Source organism: Oceanibium sediminis (assembly GCF_003265325.1).
Taxonomy (GTDB): domain Bacteria; phylum Pseudomonadota; class Alphaproteobacteria; order Rhodobacterales; family Rhodobacteraceae; genus Halovulum; species Halovulum sediminis.
Window position 1 is genome coordinate 308,891 of the sequence record NZ_QGNX01000001.1, and the last position, 20,939, is coordinate 329,829.

Here is a 20,939-nt window from a genome sequence, read left to right on the forward strand (position 1 = left end):
CCCCGCCTTGCTTGCCCGGACAGGCGTTTTCCCCCATCCCTGTCTTATCAGCCCAAGAGGACACCCCGATGAGCAACGTGAAACGCATACTGATGGTCGACGACGACGAGGACCTGCGCGAAGCGCTGGCCGATCAGCTTGTCCTGACCGAGGAGTTCGACGTGTTCGAGGCCGGCGACGGCGCCGGGGGCCTCGAAAAGGCGAAGGAAGGCCACTACGACCTGGTGATCCTGGACGTCGGCCTGCCGGACATGGACGGGCGAGAGCTGTGCCGACTGATGCGCAAGCAGGGCGTGAAATGCCCGATCCTGATGCTGACCGGGCACAACACCGACGCGGACACGATCCTGGGTCTGGACGCGGGCGCGAACGACTATGTCGCCAAGCCCTTCAAGTTCCCCGTGCTGCTGGCCCGTATCCGCGCCCAGCTGCGCCAGCACGAACAGTCCGAGGACGCGGTTTTCAACATCGGCCCCTATACCTTCAAGCCAGCCGTGAAGATGCTGATCGACGATGCCGACAAGAAGATCCGCCTGACGGAGAAGGAAACCAACATCCTGAAGTACCTCTACCGCGCGGAATCTGGCGTGGTGGCGCGCGATACGCTGCTGCACGAGGTCTGGGGCTACAACGCGGGCGTCACCACCCACACGCTGGAGACCCACATCTACCGCCTGCGCCAGAAGATCGAGCCGGACCCTTCGAACGCGCGGATCCTGGTCACGGAATCCGGCGGCTACCGCCTGGCGACCTGAAATCCCCTGGTGCCGGGGTCATGGCACCTCCTCCCTGTTGGACTTGGCCCGGGCATTCGCGCCCGGGCTTTTTTTTCGGACAGGCCCGCGGTTTACTCGACAGGGCCGAGGGTGACGGTAAACGTGCCGGAAACGTCCTCGGCCGCGTCCATGATAATGTCGCGCCCGTAGTTGTCGGAGGGGCCGACCTTTCCCGTGAAGCTGCCGGACAGGGACAGGAACTCCCCCTCGACGGTGAAGCTGTCCACGGTCACCTCAAGCCCGGTGTCGTCGTCCTCGCCGAACAGGTTGGTGCGGGTGTCGCCCTCAACGCGGGTCATGCGGATCTCCGGGTTGCTGCCCTTGCCGCCGGCCACTTCGCCGCCCAGCGTGAACAGCGACAGATCGGTTGCGTCCCTGTCCACCGGGCGGCTGTAGATGTTGAACGAGGCGTAGCTCTCCGAGCCGCTCCAGTCGCTCTGGGCGGCCCAAAGCGTGAATTCGACCGTCTCGCCGCCGGTTTCCAGGGTGATCGTCCCGGCTTCCTCGGCGGCAAGGGGGGTGGCCATCAGGGTCAGGGCGAGTGCGGCGTATCGGGTCATGACAATTCCTTTCCTCGTGGTCAATTTCGCGCAGCTTGCCTGTCCTGCCCCGGGTCTGGCAACCCCCCGCCCCACGCGGCAATTCCTTGAAGTTCTGCGGAATGCCGTTGTATTGCCGGGGCCTGTCGCGCAACCTGCCGCAGGATACGAATGCCTTTGGGGGATCACGGAAATGGCTGTCACCATCGCTACCTGGAACATCAACTCCGTGCGCCTGCGCGAGCCGATCGTGCTGGACCTGCTGCGCGATGAAGCGCCGGATATCCTGTGCCTTCAGGAAACCAAGTCCCCGGTGGACAAGATCCCCGTCGAAGGGTTCGCCGAAGCGGGCTACCCCTACATGGTGGCGCGCGGGCAGAAGGGCTACAACGGGGTGGCGATCCTGTCCCGCCTGCCGATCGAGGATGCTGGCCAGCGCGATTTCTGCGCCAAGGGCGACGCGCGCCACGTGGCCGCGCGGCTGGCGGACGGCACCGTGATCCACAACTTCTACGTCCCCGCCGGTGGCGACGAGCCTGACCGCGAGCGGAACGAGAAGTTCGGCCACAAGCTGGATTTCCTGACCGAGATGCGCGACTGGTTCCACGGCGGCAAGCCCGAGCGCGCGATCATGGTGGGCGACCTGAACATCGCCCCGCGTGAGGATGACGTCTGGGACCACAAGAAACTGCTGAAGGTCGTGTCCCACACCCCCATCGAGGTGGAGCAGCTGGCCCAGGTGCAGGACTCCGGCGCATGGGTGGACATCACCCGCGCCGACATCCCCGAGGGCAAGCTCTATTCCTGGTGGTCCTACCGCGCGCGGGACTGGGACGCCGCGGACAAGGGCCGGCGGCTGGATCACATCTGGGCCACGCCGGACCTGGCCAGCGGCGCGGGCGGCAGCCGCATCCTGCGCGCCTGCCGGGGCTGGGAAAAGCCCAGCGATCACGCGCCCGTGCTGGCGTCCTTCGACCTGTAGCGGGCGGGGGCCGTCAGCCGCGGCCCCACTTGCGGGCTTCGTTCTCGATGTTGAACAGCAGGCCGGACATGCCGCTGACCCGTTCGATCGACTCGAGCACGACGGTGGTTTCCTGGCCGGACTTCTCGCGCACCGTCCACTGGGTCAGCGTCGGCGGGCTGTTGCGCAGCACCAGCGTCATCGACCCGTCCGAGGGCGCCGAGGGGTCCTGCATGACAACTGACGTGAAGCCGTTCTTCGACCCGGTGCCCGTCACCAGGTTGCGTTGCGTCAGGTCCACCGTCTCGCGCAGCAGGAAGCGCAGCGGCGTCTGGCCCAGCGGATAGCGCTGCACGGCGGTGTTGGACTTCGCGTCGAAGACCGCGATGTTGACGCCATCGGCAATCACCATCGCCTGCCCGCCGTCATACTCGAAGCGCACGCGGCCGGGACGGCGCAGGTAATAGGTCCCGGCAGAGCGGCTGCCGTCGGAATTGATCTGCGTGAACCGCCCGCTGACGGAGGTGAGCTGGTTGATATACTTGCTGACCTCGACCAGCACTTGCGATTGCTGCGCAAGGGCGGGTCCGGCGAAGGGCAGCGCGGCCAGAAGCGAAAGCGCGTGGCGTCGTGTGGGAAGTGTCATCGGTCTGGGTTCCAAGGGCCTGTTTCGAGCTACCCTACTACGTAGGCGCGGGGCCGTCCGCTCACAACACATGGCAGGCCGTTTCACCCCTGTAAGATAGCCCGGCGATCCTTCACAGCTTCGCGACCTGCGCCCCGCGCGGCGCGAAAACAGCGCTTGCCTGCGCCAGTCCGCCCGTGTTTCTGTACCGCCGAGAGGGAAGGGTCCACCGGGTGAGCAACGAAATCAATCAATTGATCGCCCGTGTCGCCCTGCGTGACCGCGCCGCCTTTGCCGCGCTTTACGACGCAACGAGTGCGAAACTTTATGGCGTCTGCCTCCGTATACTCAGGGACAAGGCGGACGCGGAAGAAGCGCTTCAGGAAGTCTATGTCCGGGTGTGGATGAACGCCTCGCGCTTCGTGGCGGCGGAAACCAGCCCGCTGTCCTGGCTAGCGGCGATCGCGCGCAACCACGCCATCGACCGGATCAGGGCGCGCAAGCCCCAGTCCGTGGACATCGACGACGCTTTCGACCTGGCTGACGATGCGCCGGGCCCGGAGGAAGCGGCGATCAACGCCTCCGAGGGCGGGCGGATCGAGCGCTGTTTTGACGAACTGCCCGAGGATCGGGCGGCGGCCGTCAGGGCCGCCTACGTGGAAGGCTACAGTTACCACGAACTGGCCGAGCAGCACGCCGTGCCGGTCAACACGATGCGAACCTGGCTGCGCCGCAGCCTTTTGAAATTGAGGGCCTGTCTGGAAAGATGACCGACGCACCTGAGCATAGGGATCGCGATGACGCGCTGGCCGCCGAGTATGTGCTCGGCGTGCTGCCCCATGCCGAGCGTGTGGTCTTCGCCATGCGGCTGGAACACAGCGAGCAATTGCAGGCGCGCGTCGCCTTCTGGCAGGCCCAGCTCGCCCCGCTGACAGACGAGGTGGCGCCCGTCCAGCCCCCCGCGCGGGTGAAATCAGGGCTGGAACACCGCCTGTTCGGCGAAGCGCCCGCGAAACGCGGGTTGTGGAACGCCGTTGGCCTGTGGCGCGGGCTGGGGCTGGTCGGCGTGGCCGCCAGCGCGGCGCTGGCCGTGGCGCTGGTCCAGATGACGCGCAGCCCGCCGCCGGGCCCTGCCCCCGCCTATGTCGCCGAACTGACCGGCGAAAGCGGGCAGGTGCGCATGCTCGCCCTGTTCGAGCCGGAAACCGGCCAGTTGCGCCTGAACCGGACCTCCGGCACCGCCGAGGAGGCGCGCGTGTTCCAGCTTTGGGTGATCGCGGACGACAATCCGCCCGTCTCGCTCGGGATCCTGCCGCAGGACACCTCGGGCAGCGTCACCATCCCCGAGGACCTGGGCGCCGCGCTGGCGGGCGGCGTGCTGGCGATTTCGGACGAACCCGCGGGCGGCTCGCCCACGGGCCAGCCCACGGGCGAGGTTCTGGCCGTCGGGCAGATGGCCCCGCTTTGAGCGGATTTCCGGATTTTTTCGCGCCGCGCTGAAACTTTCCGCGCGCCGCGCCCGTGTCTTCCTTCATGCCGCACCAAAAACGGTGCTTCAGCAGAAAGGTAGATTGATATGCGTATGATGATGATCACCACCGCAGTGGCTTCGACCCTGACCTTTATCGCCGGGACCTCCCTTGCGGGCGGCCATGCTGCGCCGATGGTCATGGGCGCGGACCAGGATGTGTCCGGTGGGACCGTCGCCGCGGAAAAGATCATGGCCCCGGCCAACGGCTGGCTGGTCGTGCACCGCACCGATGCGGACATGAAGCCGGGCCCCGTTGTTGGCCACGCGCCGCTGCGCGCCGGTGAGAACACCGACGTTGCCGCGATCCTGACCGAGCCGGTCGCCTCGGGCGAAATGCTGATGCTGATGCTCCACGGGGAAGACGGCGGAATGCAGACCGGGATCTTCGAATACACCCTTGGCGCCACGGAAGACGGCCCCGTGCGCGTCGATGGCAACCTGGTGATGCAGATCGTTACGGCAGATTAATCTGTTTGAGCGAGATTCGGCCCGCGCCCCTGCCGCCACACACCGGCGTGGGCGACGAGCTGGGCTTTGATCCGGCCGGTCCCCCGGCTGGCTGGGTCAAGGTGCCGATGGCGGGGCAGGGTCCCCTGCGCGTCTGCCCGGTTCGCGTGATGACGATACGCTGAACGCGCCGCCATGTTGGCGGTGCATCCGGGCCAGCCGGTTGACGAACCGGCGCGTAACGGCATGCCCACGGGTTGAATACGGCCCGCCCCCGATGGTCCCGCGGTCCCCCAACGCGGGGCCATCTACTTTCTCGCCTCAGCCTCAGCGGACCTCGGGGACCAGCACCTCGCGTTTGCCCACGTGGTTGGAGGCGCTGACGACGCCCTCGTCCTCCATCTGCTCCACCAGGCGCGCGGCCTTGTTGTAGCCGATCCCCAGCTTGCGCTGGATGTAGGAGGTGGAGCACTTGCGGTCCCGCGCCACGATGCCGACCGCCTGGTCGTAAAGCGCATCCTCGCCCGTGGTGTTGCCGCCAAGGCCAAGCACCTGGTCGATCTCGGCCTCGGTGTCGCCTTCGGGGCCCTCCACCACGCCGGAGACATAGACAGGCTCGCCCTGCATCTTGAGGAACTTGACGATTTCCTCGACCTCCTCGTCCGACACGAAGGGCCCGTGCACGCGCGTGATCCGCCCGCCGCCGGCCATGTAGAGCATGTCGCCCATGCCCAGAAGCTGCTCGGCCCCCTGTTCGCCCAGGATCGTGCGGCTGTCGATCTTCGAGGTGACCTGGAAGCTGATCCGGGTCGGGAAGTTCGCCTTGATCGTACCGGTAATCACATCGACCGAGGGGCGCTGCGTGGCCATGATCAGGTGGATGCCGGACGCCCGCGCCATCTGTGCCAGGCGCTGGATGCAGGCCTCGATCTCTTTGCCCGCGACCATCATCAGGTCGGCCATCTCGTCGACGATGACGACGATGTATGGCATCTTCTCGGGGGCGTATTCCTCCGTCTCGAAGACGGGTTCGCCGGTCTCGTCGTCGAAGCCGGTCTGCACGGTGCGGGTAAACGCCTCGCCCCGGTCCAGCGCGTCCTGCACGCGGCTATTGTAGCCGTCGATGTTGCGCACGCCCATCTTGGACATCTTGCGATAGCGCTCTTCCATCTCGGCCACGGTCCATTTCAGCGCCACGACCGCCTTCTTGGGGTCGGTCACGACCGGGCTCAGCAGGTGGGGGATGCCGTCATAGACGCTGAGTTCCAGCATCTTCGGGTCGATCATGATCAGCCGGCACTGCTCGGGAGACAGCTGGTAGAGCAGGCTCAGGATCATCGTGTTCACGGCCACGGATTTCCCCGAGCCGGTGGTCCCGGCGATCAACAGGTGCGGCATCCGGGCCAGGTTGGCGACCACGGCTTCGCCGCCGATGTCCTTGCCCAGCGACAGCGGCAGCGCGTGGCGACCGTCGCCATAGGCCTTGGTGGACAGCAGCTCGCGCAGCAGCACCTTTTCGCGGTTTTCATTGGGCAGCTCGATCCCGATGACCGAGCGGCCCGGAATCGTGGAGACCCGCGCCGCCAGCGCACTCATCGAGCGGGCGATGTCGTCCGCCAGCCCGATAACGCGGCTGGCCTTCAGCCCCGCGGCGGGTTCAAGTTCGTACATGGTGACCACCGGGCCGGGCCGGACCGAGACGATCTCGCCCCGCACGCCGTAGTCGTCCAGCACGGTTTCCAGCATCCGCGCGTTCTGCTCCAGCGCGTCGTTGGAGAGTTGCTGGCGCACGATGGTCGAGGGGCTGGTCAGCAGCGACAGCGGCGGCGTCTGGTAGGAATCCTCGCGCGATTCGTCCAGCGCCAGGCTCGGCTGTTCCTCGCGCCGCGCCTTGGTGCTTTTGGGAACGGGCTTGCGCTCGGGCTGGCGCACGCGCGGCTCCGGTTCGGCGGGGGCGGACACGGGGGAGGTCAGCGGCGGTTCCGGGGGCAGGTCAGAGGCCCGCGCCGGCACCGCGGCGTAGCCGGGGTCGGCGTAAGGTTCGTCATCGGGATCGACGACGATATCCTGGTCCACGGTTTCGCGCAGCGCCGCATCGCGCTTGCGAACGGCGGCGGCGATCCGGGCCATGACCCGGTCGTCATCGGCGCGATGAGCACTTTCGCCCGCATTCCCGGACAGGCCGTCATCAGCCGCGCCGCCACGGTGCCGCCCGGCGGAAACCTTCGGCTCCTCCGCCGCCTTTTCACGGGCGCGGCGGGCCTTTTCCTGGGCCGCTTCCTCGGCACGGCGCTGGCGCTCACGCTCGACCTTGGCGACCGAGTTTCCGAACAGCGACAGCACCCAGACCAGCAGGCTGAAGGCCGTGACCAGCCCGCGCCAGAAGCCGCGCGCAAGGGTTCGCGTTTCCGCCCCGTCAAGGCCCAGCGCCAGCCCCGACAGGACCAGGAACACCGCGCCAAGAAGCAGCGTGGCCAACGGCAGCGCCGTGCCGATGGGCAAGGGGACCAGGCCGAGGACGGTCACGAACAGGCTGTCGCCCAGCATGCCGCCCAGCCCGAAGACATGATCCCAGGCCCCCGGCGGCACATGCGCCGAGGCGAAGATCGCGCCCGCGCCGATTGCCAGCGGGCTGAGGACGAGGCGGGTCAGGATGCGATGCTCGCCCCGGTGGGTCATCAGCCGCAGCCCCCAGACACACAGCGCCAGCGGTACGCCGTAGGCCGCCCAGCCAAGCCCGCGGTACAGGGGATCGGCCAGCGATGCCCCCACCAGGCCAAGCGCGTTGGTCGGCGGCGCGTCGGTGGCCGACAGCAGGCTCGGGTCGGCGGCGTTATAGGTCCAGAGCAGCGCGAAGACGAGGCAGGCGAGGAACACCAGCCCCAGGCCCAGAAGCTCCACGCCGCGGCGGCGCAGGGCGGTTTCGTCCTGCTTTTCCAGCAAGGGCGTGCGGGTTTTCTGCGGCTTGCGGATGCGCGCCGGTTTCGCCGCCTTGCGGGCAGGCTTGGCCTTGCGCGACGTGGCGCGACCTCTTGCTCTTGCGGTTGCCATTACCCCAGCACTCCCTTTATCGCCTGCAATCCGCGCCGAACCTCCTCGCGATCCGCCACAAGGGCAGCGCGGATATAGCCCTGCCCCGGATTCTCCGCTCCCGGACCCGCCGCACGGGACAGATACGCCCCCGGCAGGACCTTTACCCCGGCTTCCCGCCACAAGCGCAGCGCCGCCGCCTCACCGTCGCCGACCGCGAGCCACAGGAAAAACCCCGCGCGGGGCGAGGTGTATCCGGGCATGTTCCCAAGGATGTCATCGGCATCCTGAAATTTGCGTGCATAAAGCGAACGATTTTCGACCACATGCGCCTCATCCCGCCACAGCGCGGCCGCGGCGTGCTGCAACGGCAGCGGCAGGGGCGCGCCGGCGTAGTTGCGCAACTGCTTCAGCTCCACCATCGCACGCGGCCCCGCAATCGCGAAGCCCGACCGAAGGCCGGGCACGTTGGAGCGTTTGGACAGCGAGTGAAAGGCCACCACCCGCTCGGGGTCGGCACTGGCGGCGGCCACCGCCTCCAGCACGCCGGGGGGCGGGGTGTCGCGATAGATCTCGGCGTAGCATTCATCCGCGAAGACGCGGAAGTCGTACTTCTCCGCCAGCTCGAGCAGCCCGCGCCAGTAAGCCAGGTCCGCCACCGCGCCCTGGGGATTCGAGGGCGAACACATGTAGACGATGGTGGTCCGCGCCAGCAGGCCCGGGTCCACGGCGGCGAAATCGGGCAGGAACCCGGTCTCCGAGGTCGCGGGCACGTAGACCGGCTCTGCCCCCACGGCCAGCGCGGCGACGGCGTAGCACTGGTAGAAGGGGTTCGGTAGCAGCACCACCGGGCGCTGCCCGTCCTTCTGCTCGGGGCTGAGCGCGAGCGCGGCGTTGAACAGCCCCTCGCGCGTGCCGTTCAGCGGCAGGATCGTGGTTTCGGGATCCGGCCCACGCACGCCGTAGCGCCGCGCGACCCAGGCAGAGATCGCCTCGCGCAGATCCTCGGTCCCTTCATTGGGGGGATAGCGCGAAAAATCTGCGCCGTGGCGCGCGATGATTTCCGACACCATCGGGGGAACCGCGTGCTGCGGCTCGCCGATGGACATGGCGACCGGGGCGGCGCCGGGGGAATAGGGTGCCAACAGCTTCCGCAGACGCGGAAACGCGTATTCCGGCAGATCCGAGAAGCGTCTCGGCTGTTCCATGTTCATACTCGCCTCAGATGGGGGGGTCGTTCGCTGCCCCGCTCCTTTGGGTGAAAGGTATCCGCCCGTTTTTGCAGCGTCCAGCCCCGCATGGCACCCCGGGCGTCAGAGTGACTTTTCCATCGCAGCGCACAGGCGCAGGATCCGCGCCTCATGCCCGGCGGGGGCGAGGGCCATCACCCCGCAATGAGGCACCCCGCTCGGCAGGGTGAGCCCGGTCAGGTCCATCAGGTTGCCCACGCGGGTGTTGCGCAGCGTGGCGAGGTTGCGCTCCACGAACAGCGCGTCGTCGTCCAGCAGGGCCTGCACGGGGGGCGGCAAGATCGGGCAACTGGGCAGCAGCACCGCGTCATAGCCCGCGATATCGGCGAGGAAGGCTTCGCGCAGCAGGTCCAGCTTCTGCCACGCCGCGACGTATGCGGGGGCGGAGACGGATTTGCCCGCCTCGAAGCGCTCCCGGATCAGGGAGTACATCATGTCCCCCTTCTCCTCGATCAGGGTGCCCCAGGTGCCATAGGCTTCCGGCGGGAACAGGACACCGGCCATGGTCATCGCCTCTTCCAGGGGGGCGATGCTGGCGTGATCGATGAATGCCCCGGCGGCGGACAGTTTGCCGAGCGCCGCCTCGAAGGCGGTTTGCGGCGTATCCTCCATCGGTTCGACCGATGCGTTGGTCAGCACCAGCAGCCTCGCGCCCTTGAGCGTTGCGCCTGCAAGATCTGCGGGCCGGGTGTTGCCCATGACAGCGTAGAGCTGCGCGGCATCCTCGACGCTGCGGCACAGCGGGCCGGCGGTGTCGAACCGCGCGCAAAGGGGCACCACGCCCTGCATCGGCAGGCTGCCGACGCTGGTCTTGAAGCCGACCAGGTCGTTCCAGGCCGCCGGGACCCGCACCGAGCCGCCGGTGTCCGAGCCGATGCCCGCCGCCGCCATGTTCCGCCCCACCGACACCGCCGCCCCGGAGGAGGAACCGCCCGGCGCAAGCGCGCCCGAGATGCTGTTGGGCGGTGTCGCGGTCATCGGGTTCAGGCCCAGCCCGGAAAAGGCCAGCTCTGTCTGGTGCGTCTTGCCGATGCACACCAGCCCGGCGGCGCTGGCGTTCGCGACCACGGCGGCGTCACGCACCGCAACCCGCCCGTCGAGCATCCGCGTGCCGCTTTCGCCGGGCGTTCCGGCGGTGTCGAACAGGTCCTTCCAGCTGATTGGCACCCCGTCGAGCAGGCTGCGCCGGGTTCCGGCGCGGGCACGCTTTGCGGCGGCCTTCGCCTCGGCGCGGGCGCGGTCGGGGGTGGTGCGGGTGAAGATCAGCGGCGCATCGGGGCTGGCCTTGATCTCGGACAGCATCGCTTCGGTCAGGTCCACGGGGTCCAGCGTTCCCGCGGCAATGGCGCGGCCCAGGTCGGCGGCGGTGGCGCTGAGGTCGATGTCTGTCATGGTGGTCTGTCCTTCTTCCCGACGATGCGCGATATGTCGCGACGCTACCCCTACCGGGCCGAGTGGACAATTGCCCTTTCAACGTCATACTCCGCCGCGATGAGTACAGACACCGACATCCTGATCGTTGGCGGCGGCCTTGCCGGACCCGCGCTGGCCCTGGCGCTGGCCCGGAACGGGCTCAGCTGCCATGTGCTTGACGCCGCCCCCGCCGAAACGCTGGGCGACCCGGACTTCGACGGCCGCGCCTATGCGCTGGCGCTGAGCACCCGGCGTATGCTGGACCAGCTTGGCCTGTGGTCCGGCGTGGCCGACAAGGCCGAGGCGATCCGCGACATCCGCGTCAGCGACGGACAGGCCGGGCAAGGCGCCTCGCCCCTGTTCCTGCACTTCGACCATAACGAGATCACCGAAGGCCCCATGGGCCACATGCTCGAGGACCGTTTCCTGCGCCGCGCGCTGGCGACGGCGGTCGCCGATCATCCCGCGATCACGCTGAAGCACAGCGCCCGCGTCGTCGCGCAGGACAGCACCCCCGGCAATGTCAGCGTCACGCTGGAGGATGGCACGAAGCACCACGCCCGCCTGCTGATCGGGGCCGACGGGCGCGCCAGCGGCACCGCCGCGCGGGCCGGGATCAGCCGGACAGGCTGGGACTACGGGCAAACCTCGCTGGTGGGCGCTCTGACGGTGGAAAAGCCGCACAATGGCGTTGCGCAACAGATGTTCTTTCCCGAAGGACCGCTGGCGGTGCTGCCGCTGACCGGACAGCGGGTGTCCATCGTCTGGACCGAGTCGCGGGACCGCGCGCGTGACATCATGGCGATGGACGACGAAGGCTACCTCGCCGCGCTGCGCCCGCGTTTCGGCAGCTACCTCGGGAACATCGCGCTGGCGGGCAAACGCTACAGCTACCCGCTGGGGCTGAGCCTGGCGAGCGCGATCACCGCGCCCCGGCTGGCGCTGGTGGGCGATGCGGCCCATGGCATCCACCCGCTGGCCGGACAGGGCTTGAACCTGGGCCTGCGCGATGTCGCCGCCCTGGCCGAGGTGCTGGTCACCGCGCACCGCCGGGGCGAGGATATCGGCGCGGCGGACGTGCTGGAGCGTTACCGCCGCTGGCGCGGCTTCGATATCGCGATGCTGGCGACGGCGACGGACGGGATCAACCGGATCTTTTCCAACGACAACCCGCTGCTGCGGCTTGGCCGGACGCTGGGCCTTGGCGCGGTGAACGCCCTGCCCGGCGCGCGGCGACGTCTGATCCGCGAGGCGGCGGGCCTGACCGGCGACCTGCCCCGCCTGTTGCAGGGCCAGCCGATCTGAACCGCAGCGCGCTTCGTCAGTCGTCCAGCTTGCGCGCCTCGTCCACCAGCATGACGGGAATGCCGTTGCGGATCGGAAAGGCCAGCGCCGCGCCGCGGGACACCAGTTCCTGCGCCTTGGCGTCATAGATCAGCACGCCGCGCGTCACCGGACAGACCAGCGCCTCCAGCGTCTTGCGATCGATGCGCGTGGCGTGGTCTTCGCTCATTGCAGCGCCCCGTCTTCGCCGCCGCGCAGGGCGAATTCCATCAGCGTCACCAGCGTCTCGCGCCGGTTCTGCAAGGTGGGGGCTTCCAGCAAGGCCTGCTTTTCCTCGGGATCGAAGGGGCACAGCATGGAGAGCGAGTTGACCAGAAGCTCCTCCTCCGCCTCTTTCAGGCTGTCCCAGTCCGAGGCGAGCTGCGCGGTTTCAAAATAGCGCTTCAGCACGTCCAGGAAGGCGGGGCGGTCGAAGTCCGCGTCCAGCTCTCGCCGGCCAAGGTCGCGCTGGAAACTGGACCAGTCCACGTCCGCGCGCAGGTAGGGGGTGAAGCCGTCCTGCGTGCCACGGATGCGAAAGCGGCTCACCCCGGTCAGGGTGATCATGTAGCGCCCGTCCTCGGTTTCCTGGAATGCCGTCAGCCGCCCGGCGCAGCCGATGTGATGCAGCTTGGCCGCCTCGGAGCTGCGGCCCTCGGGCATCACGATGGGCTGGATCATGCCGATCAGGCGATGCTCCGTCTTCATCGTGTCGTCGAGCATCGCAAGGTAGCGCGGCTCGAAGATGTTCAGCGGCAGGCGGGCGCGCGGCAGAAGCAGGGCTCCGGGCAGCGGGAACACCGGCAGGCGTTCCGGCAGATCCGTGATGGCGAAGGATTTGGTCATCCGGTACTCAGCCCCCTTGCACCAAGGCGCTTGCAGCGCACTCAGTCTGCAACCTAGGCGAAAATCATGGATGACAAGCGCCGCCGCCCCTTTTGTGCGATCGGATCCTTGGGGCCCAGCGCCTCGAACAGCTTGAACAGCTGGTCTTTTGCCGCGCCGTCGTTCCATTCGCGGTCCTTCGCGAAAATACCCAGAAGCGTATCCACCGCCGCTTCCTGCTGGCTGGCGGAGATCTGCGCGAGGGCCAGGTCGAACTGCGCCTGAAGGTCATCCGGCGCGGCGGCGGCCTTCGCCTCGGCCTCGGCCAGCTCGCCCGCACCTTCGGCGGAAGCGGCCAGGTCAAGCTGGGCGTAGACGGCGGCGATCACCGGGTCCGCGCGCTTGTCCTCGGGCGCGCTGTCGAGCACCGCGCGGGCCTGATCCATATCGCCCAGGGCGATATGCGCGCGGGCAAGACCGGCCAGCGCGCGCGCGTTCCCGGCGTCTTCGCCGAGGATCGCGGCAAAGGTCTGCGCGGCGTCCGTCACGGCGCCTTCCTCGAGCATCTGGTCGGCCATGTCCAACGCCTCTTCCAGGCCATCGTCCGCGCCGCCGGGGCTTTGCGCGATCAGCTTGTCGATGAAGGCCTTCACCTGGCCGGCGGTCTGCGCGCCCATGAACCCGTCAACCGGGCGGCCGCCGACGAAGCCGAACACTGCCGGGATCGACTGCACCCGCATCTGGCCGGCGATCATCTGGTTTTCGTCCACGTTGACCTTGACTAGCTTCACCTTGCCCTTCGCGTCCTTCACGGCGGCTTCCAGCGTGGGCGTCAGCTGTTTGCAAGGGCCGCACCACGGTGCCCAGAAGTCCACTATGACCGGCACTTCCATGGAGGCGTCGACGACGTCGGCCATGAAGGTGGCCTCGGAACTGTCCTTGATCAGGTCATCGGCGGCGGCTGCGGTGTCTTGTCCGAATTCGAGCATCTGTCATGTCCTTCGCGCTTTGGGCGTTCTGCGACATATAGGCGGCGCAGGGCGCGAGTGCCAGAGGGGTCACATCGCCGCGCTGAGCTTGTGGAAGCGGGACAGGTAATCGGCCTTCACCTCCATCGGGGGGCGCGGGACCAGGGTAAAGCCCGACAGGTCGATCCGGCCCGGGCGGGAGAAGTGGCGGTTCGCCTCCGCCTCGGAGAAACCGGCGATCTGGCGCGCCTCCAGCCAGGCGCTGTAGCGATCCGCGCGCTTGATCTTCTGCTTGACGGAGACGGGCAGTTCCGTCGGCAGGCCAAAGCGCAGGTGCACCGCCGCCGCCAGCCGCGCGTCCATCGCCTTGTAGGCGGGACCGACGGCGGCCTTCACGGGCGAGATCATGTCCCCGATCACGTATTCCGGGGCGTCGTGCAGCAGTGCCGCCAGCCGCCAGCGCACCGGGGCCTTCGGATCAATCAGGCCGAGCAACTCCTCAACCAGCAGCGAATGCTCGGCCACGGAATAGGGGAAATCCCCCCGGGTCTGGCCGTTCCAGCGCGCGACGAAGGCAAGCCCGTGGGCGATGTCCTCGATCTCGATATCCAGCGGGGCGGGATCCAGCAGATCCAGCCGTCTGCCGGAAAGCATTCTCTGCCAGGCGCGGGGCTGCGGGGGCATGGTCGTTCCTTCTGCGTATCGGTGGCGGCGGTATGGCAGGCAGCGGGGGGCTTTCGCAAGAGGGGCTGCGCGCGCGGCAGCAAGGCGCGGCGTCGTTGGTTGTCGGTTAATCATCTCGATGGTAAGGAAGCGCAACATTTCCCAGATTGCCGAGGACGCCAGATGGCTCAGGACTACATCGTTAAGGATATCGCGCTGGCCGACTACGGCCGCAAGGAACTGGACATCGCCGAGACGGAGATGCCGGGCCTCATGGCGCTGCGCCGCGAATTCGGCGAGGCGAAGCCGCTGAAAGGCGCAAAGATCGCCGGCTCGCTGCACATGACGATCCAGACCGCCGTGCTGATCGAAACGCTGGTCGAACTCGGCGCGGATGTGCGTTGGGCCTCGTGCAATATCTTTTCCACCCAGGACCACGCCGCCGCCGCGATCGCCGCAGGCGGCACGCCGGTCTTCGCGATCAAGGGCGAAACGCTTGAGGAATACTGGGACTACGCCGACAAGATCTTCGATTTCGAGGATGGCGTGTGCAACATGATCCTGGACGACGGCGGCGACGCGACGCTCTACATCCTGCTCGGCGCGCGGGTCGAGGCGGGCGAAGAAGACCTGATCGCCGTGCCCAAGTCGGACGAGGAAGTGGCCCTGTTCGCCCAGATCCGCAAGCGCATGGCAGCGAACCCCGGCTGGTTCACCAGGCAGCGCGACGCGATCAAGGGCGTGTCCGAGGAAACGACCACAGGCGTCCACCGCCTGTACGAACTGGCCCGCGACGGCCACCTGCCCTTCCCCGCGATAAACGTGAACGACAGCGTCACCAAGTCGAAGTTCGACAACAAGTACGGCTGCAAGGAAAGCCTGGTGGACGGCATCCGCCGCGCCACGGACACGATGATGGCCGGCAAGACCGCCGTCGTGCTCGGCTATGGCGACGTCGGCAAAGGCTCTGCCGCATCCCTGCGCGGCGCGGGTGCCCGCGTCATGGTGACGGAGGTTGACCCGATCTGCGCGCTTCAGGCCGCGATGGACGGCTATGAGGTCGTGACCATGGAAGAAGTCGCGCCACGGGCCGACATCTTCATCTCAGCCACCGGCAACAAGGACGTGATCCGCCTCGAGCACATCCGCGAGATGAAGGACATGGCGATCATCGGCAACATCGGCCATTTCGACAATGAGATCCAGGTCGCCGCGCTGAAGAACCACAAGTGGACCAACATCAAGGACCAGGTGGACATGATCGAGATGCCCTCGGGCAACCGCATCATCCTGCTGTCCGAGGGGCGCTTGCTGAACCTCGGCAACGCGACCGGCCACCCGTCCTTCGTGATGTCCGCCAGCTTCACCAACCAGGTGCTGGCCCAGATCGAGCTGTGGACCAAGGGCGACCAGTACAAGAACGACGTCTACGTCCTGCCCAAGCACCTGGACGAAAAGGTCGCGCGTCTGCACCTGGACCGGATCGGCGTCAAGCTGACGAAGATGACCGACGAGCAGGCCGCCTATATCGGCGTCACGCCCGAGGGGCCGTTCAAGCCGGACCAGTACCGCTACTGAGCGCGTCTGCGAAACGGCTTGGAAATCAGCGAAAGGGCCCTGCCAGCCGGCGGGGCCCTGCCATTTTGCCGCCTGCTTTACAGTAGGCGCCAGACAACTTCCCGTCCCGGTTTCTGCTCGGGCATTCGACCTTGGGTGATTTCTGCCACTTTGCCGACTGAGATCGCGTGATACCGGGACGACGGAGGTCGCATTATGCTCAGAATCTTTACACTTGCCGTTCTGGTTTCAGGCTGCACAACCGCCACCGTGCCCGTCAGCACGTCGCCCGCGCCGCTTGACCCGGCGGCGGTGACTGTTGCCCGTTCGACCGTTAGTCAGCGCCTGCGCGACCCCATGTCAGCACAGTTCCGCAATGAGCGGGCCTATCGCACGTCAGCGGGCGACACGATCATCTGCGGGGAAGTCAACGCCCGGAACGGGTTCGGCGGTTATGTCGGTTTCCATACGTTTTTCACCCGCCAGCGTAGTGGGGTGATCGTTGCAGGGGTTCTGGACCGACAATCAGAGCTCATTCCTCGTTACGCGGAGATCGGATGCCAACGCGCTGCGTCTGGGCAGATGATGGTATCCGAGGTCTAGCGCTCGATCACCAGCGGCCCGAAAGCGCGCCTTACACTCGCAATTCATCCATCCAGAGCAAAGCCAGTGCAATCCGGCGGCCCCCTTTTTCGTCGCGGGCCCTACCCCGGCCCGTTACCCCGGATTGCGCGCCGAGATCACCCAGGACGAGGTGGGCACCCAGATGCCCTGTTCGTCCTGTTCGTGCTGCTCGAAGAAGGCGCGCATGTCCGCCTCGATCTGCGGGCGCTTGGCCTCGGCCAGCTCCTCGCCCGCCTCGCGGAAGACTTCGCCCGCCGGGCCGATGGCCAGGGCGAAGGCGACGCACTCCTCGGGGGTGCTTCCGACCATGATCTTCTCGTCGATGCGCGTGAAGGTGACATCCTCGTAGCCCGCGCTTCTCATCATGACTTCGACCATGTCCCGATCCCCCATGGAGAAGGGGCCCGGACCGCAGGTATCCGCATCCGCGCCCGGTGCCGGAAGATGCTCCAGCGCGATATCCTTCGCGGCCTGCCAGGCGGGGTTATCCTCGCGACGGCGCCAGACGATGTGGGTCATCCGCCCGCCCGGCTTCAGGGCCAGGCGCATGCGGCGCAGGGCCGGAACGGGGTTGGTGAAGAACATCGTCCCGAACCGGGCGACGACGTAGTCGAACTCGTTTTCCGGCAGGGCGATTTCCGCGTCGCCACGGCGGAACTCCACGTTGTCCAGCCCCTGCGCGGCGGCGTCCTTGCGGGCCTCCTCGAGGAAAGCGTCGACGCAATCGATGCCGACGACGCGCCCCTCGGGGCCCACCATCTCGGCCACTTGCAGGGACATGTCCCCCCAGCCGCAACCGATATCCAGCACCGACATGCCTTTCGTGATCGGCAGATCCGGGATGATGGCCGCCGAATGCCGGGACAGCCCGCCTTGCAGGATATGCCGGTACTTCGTGAATTTCGGGGCCAGAACTTCGTTCCAGAACCGCACGAACTCCGTATCCGCATCAGCCTCTTTCGTATCCACCAGTGCCATTCAAATACCCCCACAACATCCACTCTTACTACTCACAGATTAGCACCAAATGTTCGGAATTTGAATTGTTTACGAATGCTGTAGCGAGCGGTCGATCTTTAGGGTGAAAAAGTGTATCCTCCCTGCGCGGGCTGAAATGCGCCCGCACAGGGGCAACAGGCAAGAGACTCCGGTAACCAGTGGGAGGCTCTTGGACATGACGACACTTAAGGGACTGACAGGTAAAGAGAAGACCATCGCACAGGAGGCGGTGGAAGCGCTCGGCGCGTCCGTGCGCGGCGGCGTCTATCACGATGGCGATGCCGAGTACGACGATGCGCGCACGATCTGGAACGCCATGGTCGACCGCAAACCCGGCCTCGTCATACGCGCCAAAGGGGCGAACGACGTTCGCCAGGCGGTGAACTTCGCACGGGAAAACGGCCTGCTTCTGGCGGTGCGCTCAGGCGGGCACCAGATCGCCGGCCATGCCGTGGCCGAGGGCGCGCTGCTGCTGGACCTCTCGCAGATGACCTCCGTCCGCGTGGACCCGAAGACGAAGACCGCGCGGGTCGAGCCGGGCGCGAGCCTGGGCGACATCGACGCCGAGGCGCAAGCCCATGGCCTCGCCCTGCCGGTGGGCATCAACTCGACCACCGGGATCGCCGGGCTGACCCTTGGGGGCGGTTTCGGCTGGCTCTCACGGAAGCACGGGATGACGATCGACAACCTGATCTCTGCCGATATCGTCACGGCGGACGGCGCGCTGCTGCGCGCCAGCAAGGATGAGAACCCGGACCTCTTCTGGGCAATCCGCGGCGGCGGCGGCAACTTCGGCGTTGTCACCTCGTTCGAGTTCCAGCTGCACGAGATCGGCCCCGAGGTGCTTGCCGGGCTGATCGTCCACCCGATCGCCGACGCCCCGGAACTGTTGAAGCGCTATCGCGACATCGCCGATGGCGCCCCGGACGAACTGACCATCTGGGTGGTGATGCGCAAGGCGCCCCCGCTGCCGTTCCTGCCCGAGGAATGGCACGGCAAGGAGGTGCTGGTTTTCGCGGCCTGCCACTGCGGCGACCAGACCGAGGGCGAAAAGGCCATGAAGGAGCTTCGCAGCCTCGGAAGCCCCATCGCCGACGTGATCGGACCGGCGCCCTTCCAGGGCTGGCAGACCGCCTTCGACCCTTTGCTGACGCCGGGGATGCGGAACTACTGGAAGAGCCACGACTTCGACACGCTGTCGGACGATGCGATCTCGACCCTGCTGGGCGCGATCGACAGTCTGCCGGACCCGAACTGCGAGGTCTTCATCGCCCATCTCGGCGGGGAAATGGCCCGAGTTCCGGTGGACGCCACGGCCTTTCCCCAGAGAAGCGCGCATTTCACCATGAACGTGCACACGCGCTGGGAAAACGCGTCGGGGGACGAGCCCTGCATCGAATGGGCGCGCAAGCTGTTCAAGGATACCGCGAAGTACTCGACCGGCGGTGTCTACGTGAACTTCATGCCCGATGACGAGGCAAGCCGCGTGAGCGGCGCTTACGGCGACAACATGCAACGTCTGAGCGAGATCAAGGCGAAGTACGACCCCGGCAACCTGTTCCGGCTGAACCACAACATCGCGCCGACGAACGTCGCCCAAGCAGCGCAGTAAGGACCGGGGCCAGCCTGGCCCCGCCAATGCAGATGCCCCCGGCGGCACGGGTCGCCGGGGGTGGAAATCGCACCCGCCCCCGATATAGTCCGGGACCAGATCCCAGGCCGGAGCGTTCACCTTGTTTCCCAACCACCTGCGCAGACGGGCCGCGCGTGCGCCGGCCCCGAAACCCGCCCGCCAGCGTGGCGGCGGCGGCGCGTTCATGGGCCGTTTCCTGGGGCTAGTCGTGGCGCTCTTCCTGTCGCTTTTCGCGGGGTCCGTGCTGCTGCCGGGGATCCCGTCGCAATATAACATCCTGGCCGAGCTGGACCCGGAGGCGCCGCCCTCGCCCCTGACGCGGTTCAAGGTGATGCGCGCTACCGCCACGCCGGAGGGGTGCCTCGCCATGCTGGAACGTATCGACGACATCCGCTACGCGCGCCTGCTGGACCGCCAGGTCAGCGACAGCTGTCACATCACCGGCCACGTCCAGCTGCGCGGGCTGTCGGGGGCAAGCATGGCCCCCGTTTCCACCACCTGCGAGACCGCCTTGCGCCTCTACCTGTGGGAGCGGCACAGCCTGCAACCCGCCGCGCGCGACATCCTCGGGCAGGGCGCCCGGGCGCTGGAGCATCAGAGCAGCTACAACTGCCGCCGCATCCGCACCGACCGGGGCGAAGGCGCGGAGATGAGCAGCCACGCCACCGCCAGCGCGATCGACATCAAGGGCGTGATCCTGGAAAGCGGGCGGCACCTGACGGTTCAGGAGGGCTGGCGCGGCCAGGACCCGCAGCAACGCGCGTTCTGGCGGGCCCTGCGCGACGGCGCGTGCCGCTGGTTCGGCACCGTCCTCGGGCCGGACTTCAACCAGGCGCACGCGGATCACTTCCACATGGGGCAGGATCGCTACGGCGCCTGCCGCTAGCCCCCTTGCCCCCCTAGAACAGGCTGAGCACGATGCCCATGATCGTGCAGCCCACCGTGGCATAGGCGCCGTCGATCAGCGTCAGGTTCATCGGCCGCCCCGAGAAGGCGTAGTTCGTCGCAACCCAGGGCGTGACGATGAACAGCCCCAGCCCGAAACCCGTCATCGCCCCCGCGCCAAGGCCATCCGCGCCCTGTGTCGCCAGGATGTGGCGCATCATGCCCGCCACCAGGACCGCCGCGATGAAGGCGATCACGTAGGGAACGGGATTGCGCCGGTCGATGGTGTCCTCGGACAGCTCGTTGGCGGCCATCCACGGCTTTGCCATCGCGCCGTACCAGACGCCGCCCCAGATGAAACTGGCCAGTGCGGCCAGAAGAACGGCAATCACGCCCATCGCTCCCTCCTGTCGCTTTTGGCGCAGTATGAAGGCGGGGGCGAAGCGGTCAAGCGGGCTCAGTCGTCGGACCAGCCCGCCATGCGGCACACGATCTTCCATTCCTCGGGACTGACGGGCTGCACCGACAGGCGGGAGTTGTTGACCAGCACCATCTGCTCCAGCCCCGGCTCGTGCTTGCACATTTCCAGCGTCACCGGGGTCTTCACCGGCCCGAGCGCGCGGATGTCGACGCATTCCCAGCGCGGATCGTCCGTGGTGCTGTCGGGGTGCGCCTCGGCACAGACCTCGACCACGCCGACGATGCTTTTTTCCTTCATCGAGTGATAGAAGAAGCCCCGGTCGCCGATCTTCATCTGCCGCATGTTGTTGCGCGCCTGGTAGTTGCGCACGCCGTCCCATTCCTCGCCCGCGTCGCCGCGCGCGACCTGGTCGTCCCAGCTCCAGGTGTTGGGTTCGGATTTGAAAAGCCAGTACTGCATGTCGCCCCCT

At 67.1% G+C, this 20,939-nt stretch carries 23 protein-coding genes; 11 read left to right on the plus strand and 12 right to left on the minus strand.

All coding sequences use genetic code 11. The features are described from left to right. The first annotated feature begins 68 nt into the window (after window positions 1–68). On the plus strand, window positions 69–755 hold the full coding sequence (locus tag DJ029_RS01535) for a response regulator transcription factor (protein WP_112320561.1): 687 nt from the start codon (window positions 69–71) through the stop codon (window positions 753–755). A gap of 92 nt (window positions 756–847) precedes the next feature. Here DJ029_RS01535 and DJ029_RS01540 read toward each other — a convergent pair whose 3' ends face one another. Beyond that, window positions 848–1,336: a hypothetical protein gene (locus tag DJ029_RS01540; protein ID WP_112320562.1), complete on the minus strand. Its 489-nt coding sequence runs from the start codon at window positions 1,334–1,336 to the stop codon at window positions 848–850. Window positions 1,337–1,508: 172 nt separating this feature from the next. Between DJ029_RS01540 and DJ029_RS01545 the strand changes: the two genes are divergently transcribed. Further along, the gene (locus tag DJ029_RS01545; protein WP_112320563.1) at window positions 1,509–2,297 is read left to right on the plus strand and encodes an exodeoxyribonuclease III; all 789 of its coding nucleotides are present in this window, start codon (window positions 1,509–1,511) and stop codon (window positions 2,295–2,297) included. A 13-nt stretch (window positions 2,298–2,310) separates the two neighbouring features. Here the strand turns inward: DJ029_RS01545 and DJ029_RS01550 are convergent, their stop codons facing one another. After that, on the minus strand, window positions 2,311–2,922 hold the full coding sequence (locus DJ029_RS01550) for a LolA family protein (protein WP_157966226.1): 612 nt from the start codon (window positions 2,920–2,922) through the stop codon (window positions 2,311–2,313). Window positions 2,923–3,134: 212 nt separating this feature from the next. Between DJ029_RS01550 and DJ029_RS01555 the strand changes: the two genes are divergently transcribed. From DJ029_RS01555 to DJ029_RS21655, 4 genes are all read left to right on the plus strand, one after another. Next, window positions 3,135–3,671, plus strand: coding sequence for a sigma-70 family RNA polymerase sigma factor (locus tag DJ029_RS01555; protein ID WP_112320565.1), 537 nt, complete (start codon window positions 3,135–3,137; stop codon window positions 3,669–3,671). Further along, window positions 3,668–4,369 carry an anti-sigma factor gene (locus tag DJ029_RS01560; RefSeq protein WP_112320566.1) on the plus strand — a complete coding sequence of 234 codons (702 nt, stop codon included), beginning with the start codon at window positions 3,668–3,670 and terminating at the stop codon, window positions 4,367–4,369. Before DJ029_RS01555 ends, DJ029_RS01560 begins: the two co-directional genes overlap by 4 nt. Before the next feature lie 117 nt (window positions 4,370–4,486). Then, window positions 4,487–4,900, plus strand: coding sequence for a DUF7282 domain-containing protein (locus DJ029_RS01565; RefSeq protein ID WP_112321301.1), 414 nt, complete (start codon window positions 4,487–4,489; stop codon window positions 4,898–4,900). A 5-nt stretch (window positions 4,901–4,905) separates the two neighbouring features. Next, complete coding sequence (locus DJ029_RS21655) at window positions 4,906–5,064, plus strand: hypothetical protein (protein ID WP_157966227.1); 159 nt, start codon at window positions 4,906–4,908, stop codon at window positions 5,062–5,064. Window positions 5,065–5,206: 142 nt separating this feature from the next. On the opposite strand, the gene DJ029_RS01570 is transcribed toward DJ029_RS21655, so the two are convergent. The 3 genes from DJ029_RS01570 to DJ029_RS01580 all read right to left on the minus strand — a co-directional run bounded on the left by DJ029_RS01570 (window position 5,207) and on the right by DJ029_RS01580 (window position 10,551). After that, window positions 5,207–7,930 carry a DNA translocase FtsK gene (locus DJ029_RS01570; protein WP_112320567.1) on the minus strand — a complete coding sequence of 908 codons (2,724 nt, stop codon included), beginning with the start codon at window positions 7,928–7,930 and terminating at the stop codon, window positions 5,207–5,209. After that, entirely contained in the window at window positions 7,930–9,117 is a 1,188-nt protein-coding gene (locus DJ029_RS01575) for an aminotransferase class I/II-fold pyridoxal phosphate-dependent enzyme (RefSeq protein WP_112321302.1), read from the minus strand. Before DJ029_RS01575 ends, DJ029_RS01570 begins: the two co-directional genes overlap by 1 nt. 105 nt (window positions 9,118–9,222) lie before the next feature. Further along, window positions 9,223–10,551: an amidase gene (locus DJ029_RS01580; RefSeq protein ID WP_112320568.1), complete on the minus strand. Its 1,329-nt coding sequence runs from the start codon at window positions 10,549–10,551 to the stop codon at window positions 9,223–9,225. A 99-nt stretch (window positions 10,552–10,650) separates the two neighbouring features. On the opposite strand from DJ029_RS01580, the gene DJ029_RS01585 reads away from it, so the two are divergent. Next, window positions 10,651–11,877, plus strand: a complete 1,227-nt coding sequence (locus DJ029_RS01585; RefSeq protein WP_112320569.1) for an FAD-dependent monooxygenase — start codon at window positions 10,651–10,653, stop codon at window positions 11,875–11,877. Window positions 11,878–11,893: 16 nt separating this feature from the next. Here DJ029_RS01585 and DJ029_RS01590 read toward each other — a convergent pair whose 3' ends face one another. The 4 genes from DJ029_RS01590 to DJ029_RS01605 form a co-directional block, all read right to left on the minus strand. Further along, the gene (locus tag DJ029_RS01590) at window positions 11,894–12,085 is read right to left on the minus strand and encodes a Trm112 family protein (RefSeq protein ID WP_112320570.1); all 192 of its coding nucleotides are present in this window, start codon (window positions 12,083–12,085) and stop codon (window positions 11,894–11,896) included. Next, the gene (locus DJ029_RS01595) at window positions 12,082–12,741 is read right to left on the minus strand and encodes an LON peptidase substrate-binding domain-containing protein (RefSeq protein WP_112320571.1); all 660 of its coding nucleotides are present in this window, start codon (window positions 12,739–12,741) and stop codon (window positions 12,082–12,084) included. Before DJ029_RS01595 ends, DJ029_RS01590 begins: the two co-directional genes overlap by 4 nt. Window positions 12,742–12,794: 53 nt before the next feature. After that, window positions 12,795–13,709: a tetratricopeptide repeat protein gene (locus tag DJ029_RS01600; RefSeq protein WP_112320572.1), complete on the minus strand. Its 915-nt coding sequence runs from the start codon at window positions 13,707–13,709 to the stop codon at window positions 12,795–12,797. A gap of 69 nt (window positions 13,710–13,778) precedes the next feature. After that, a complete protein-coding gene (locus DJ029_RS01605; RefSeq protein WP_112320573.1) occupies window positions 13,779–14,372 on the minus strand; it encodes an HD domain-containing protein in 594 nt (197 codons plus the stop codon). Between the two features lie 162 nt (window positions 14,373–14,534). Here DJ029_RS01605 and ahcY point away from each other — a divergent pair, with 162 nt between their 5' ends. Beyond that, window positions 14,535–15,929: an adenosylhomocysteinase gene (gene ahcY / locus DJ029_RS01610; RefSeq protein WP_112320574.1), complete on the plus strand. Its 1,395-nt coding sequence runs from the start codon at window positions 14,535–14,537 to the stop codon at window positions 15,927–15,929. Window positions 15,930–16,124: 195 nt separating this feature from the next. Next, the gene (locus DJ029_RS01615; protein ID WP_112320575.1) at window positions 16,125–16,511 is read left to right on the plus strand and encodes a hypothetical protein; all 387 of its coding nucleotides are present in this window, start codon (window positions 16,125–16,127) and stop codon (window positions 16,509–16,511) included. A 114-nt stretch (window positions 16,512–16,625) separates the two neighbouring features. Here the strand turns inward: DJ029_RS01615 and DJ029_RS01620 are convergent, their stop codons facing one another. Then, window positions 16,626–17,510 carry a class I SAM-dependent methyltransferase gene (locus tag DJ029_RS01620; protein WP_112320576.1) on the minus strand — a complete coding sequence of 295 codons (885 nt, stop codon included), beginning with the start codon at window positions 17,508–17,510 and terminating at the stop codon, window positions 16,626–16,628. Window positions 17,511–17,706: 196 nt separating this feature from the next. Between DJ029_RS01620 and DJ029_RS01625 the strand changes: the two genes are divergently transcribed. Together DJ029_RS01625 and DJ029_RS01630 are read left to right on the plus strand one after the other, a co-directional pair. Next, window positions 17,707–19,143, plus strand: coding sequence for an FAD-binding oxidoreductase (locus tag DJ029_RS01625; protein WP_112320577.1), 1,437 nt, complete (start codon window positions 17,707–17,709; stop codon window positions 19,141–19,143). Window positions 19,144–19,264: 121 nt separating this feature from the next. Next, entirely contained in the window at window positions 19,265–20,050 is a 786-nt protein-coding gene (locus DJ029_RS01630) for an extensin-like domain-containing protein (RefSeq protein ID WP_112320578.1), read from the plus strand. A 13-nt stretch (window positions 20,051–20,063) separates the two neighbouring features. Here the strand turns inward: DJ029_RS01630 and DJ029_RS01635 are convergent, their stop codons facing one another. Together DJ029_RS01635 and DJ029_RS01640 are read right to left on the minus strand one after the other, a co-directional pair. After that, entirely contained in the window at window positions 20,064–20,447 is a 384-nt protein-coding gene (locus DJ029_RS01635; RefSeq protein WP_112320579.1) for a DUF1761 domain-containing protein, read from the minus strand. Window positions 20,448–20,506: 59 nt separating this feature from the next. Next, complete coding sequence (locus DJ029_RS01640; protein ID WP_112320580.1) at window positions 20,507–20,929, minus strand: EVE domain-containing protein; 423 nt, start codon at window positions 20,927–20,929, stop codon at window positions 20,507–20,509. Window positions 20,930–20,939: the final 10 nt, after the last annotated feature.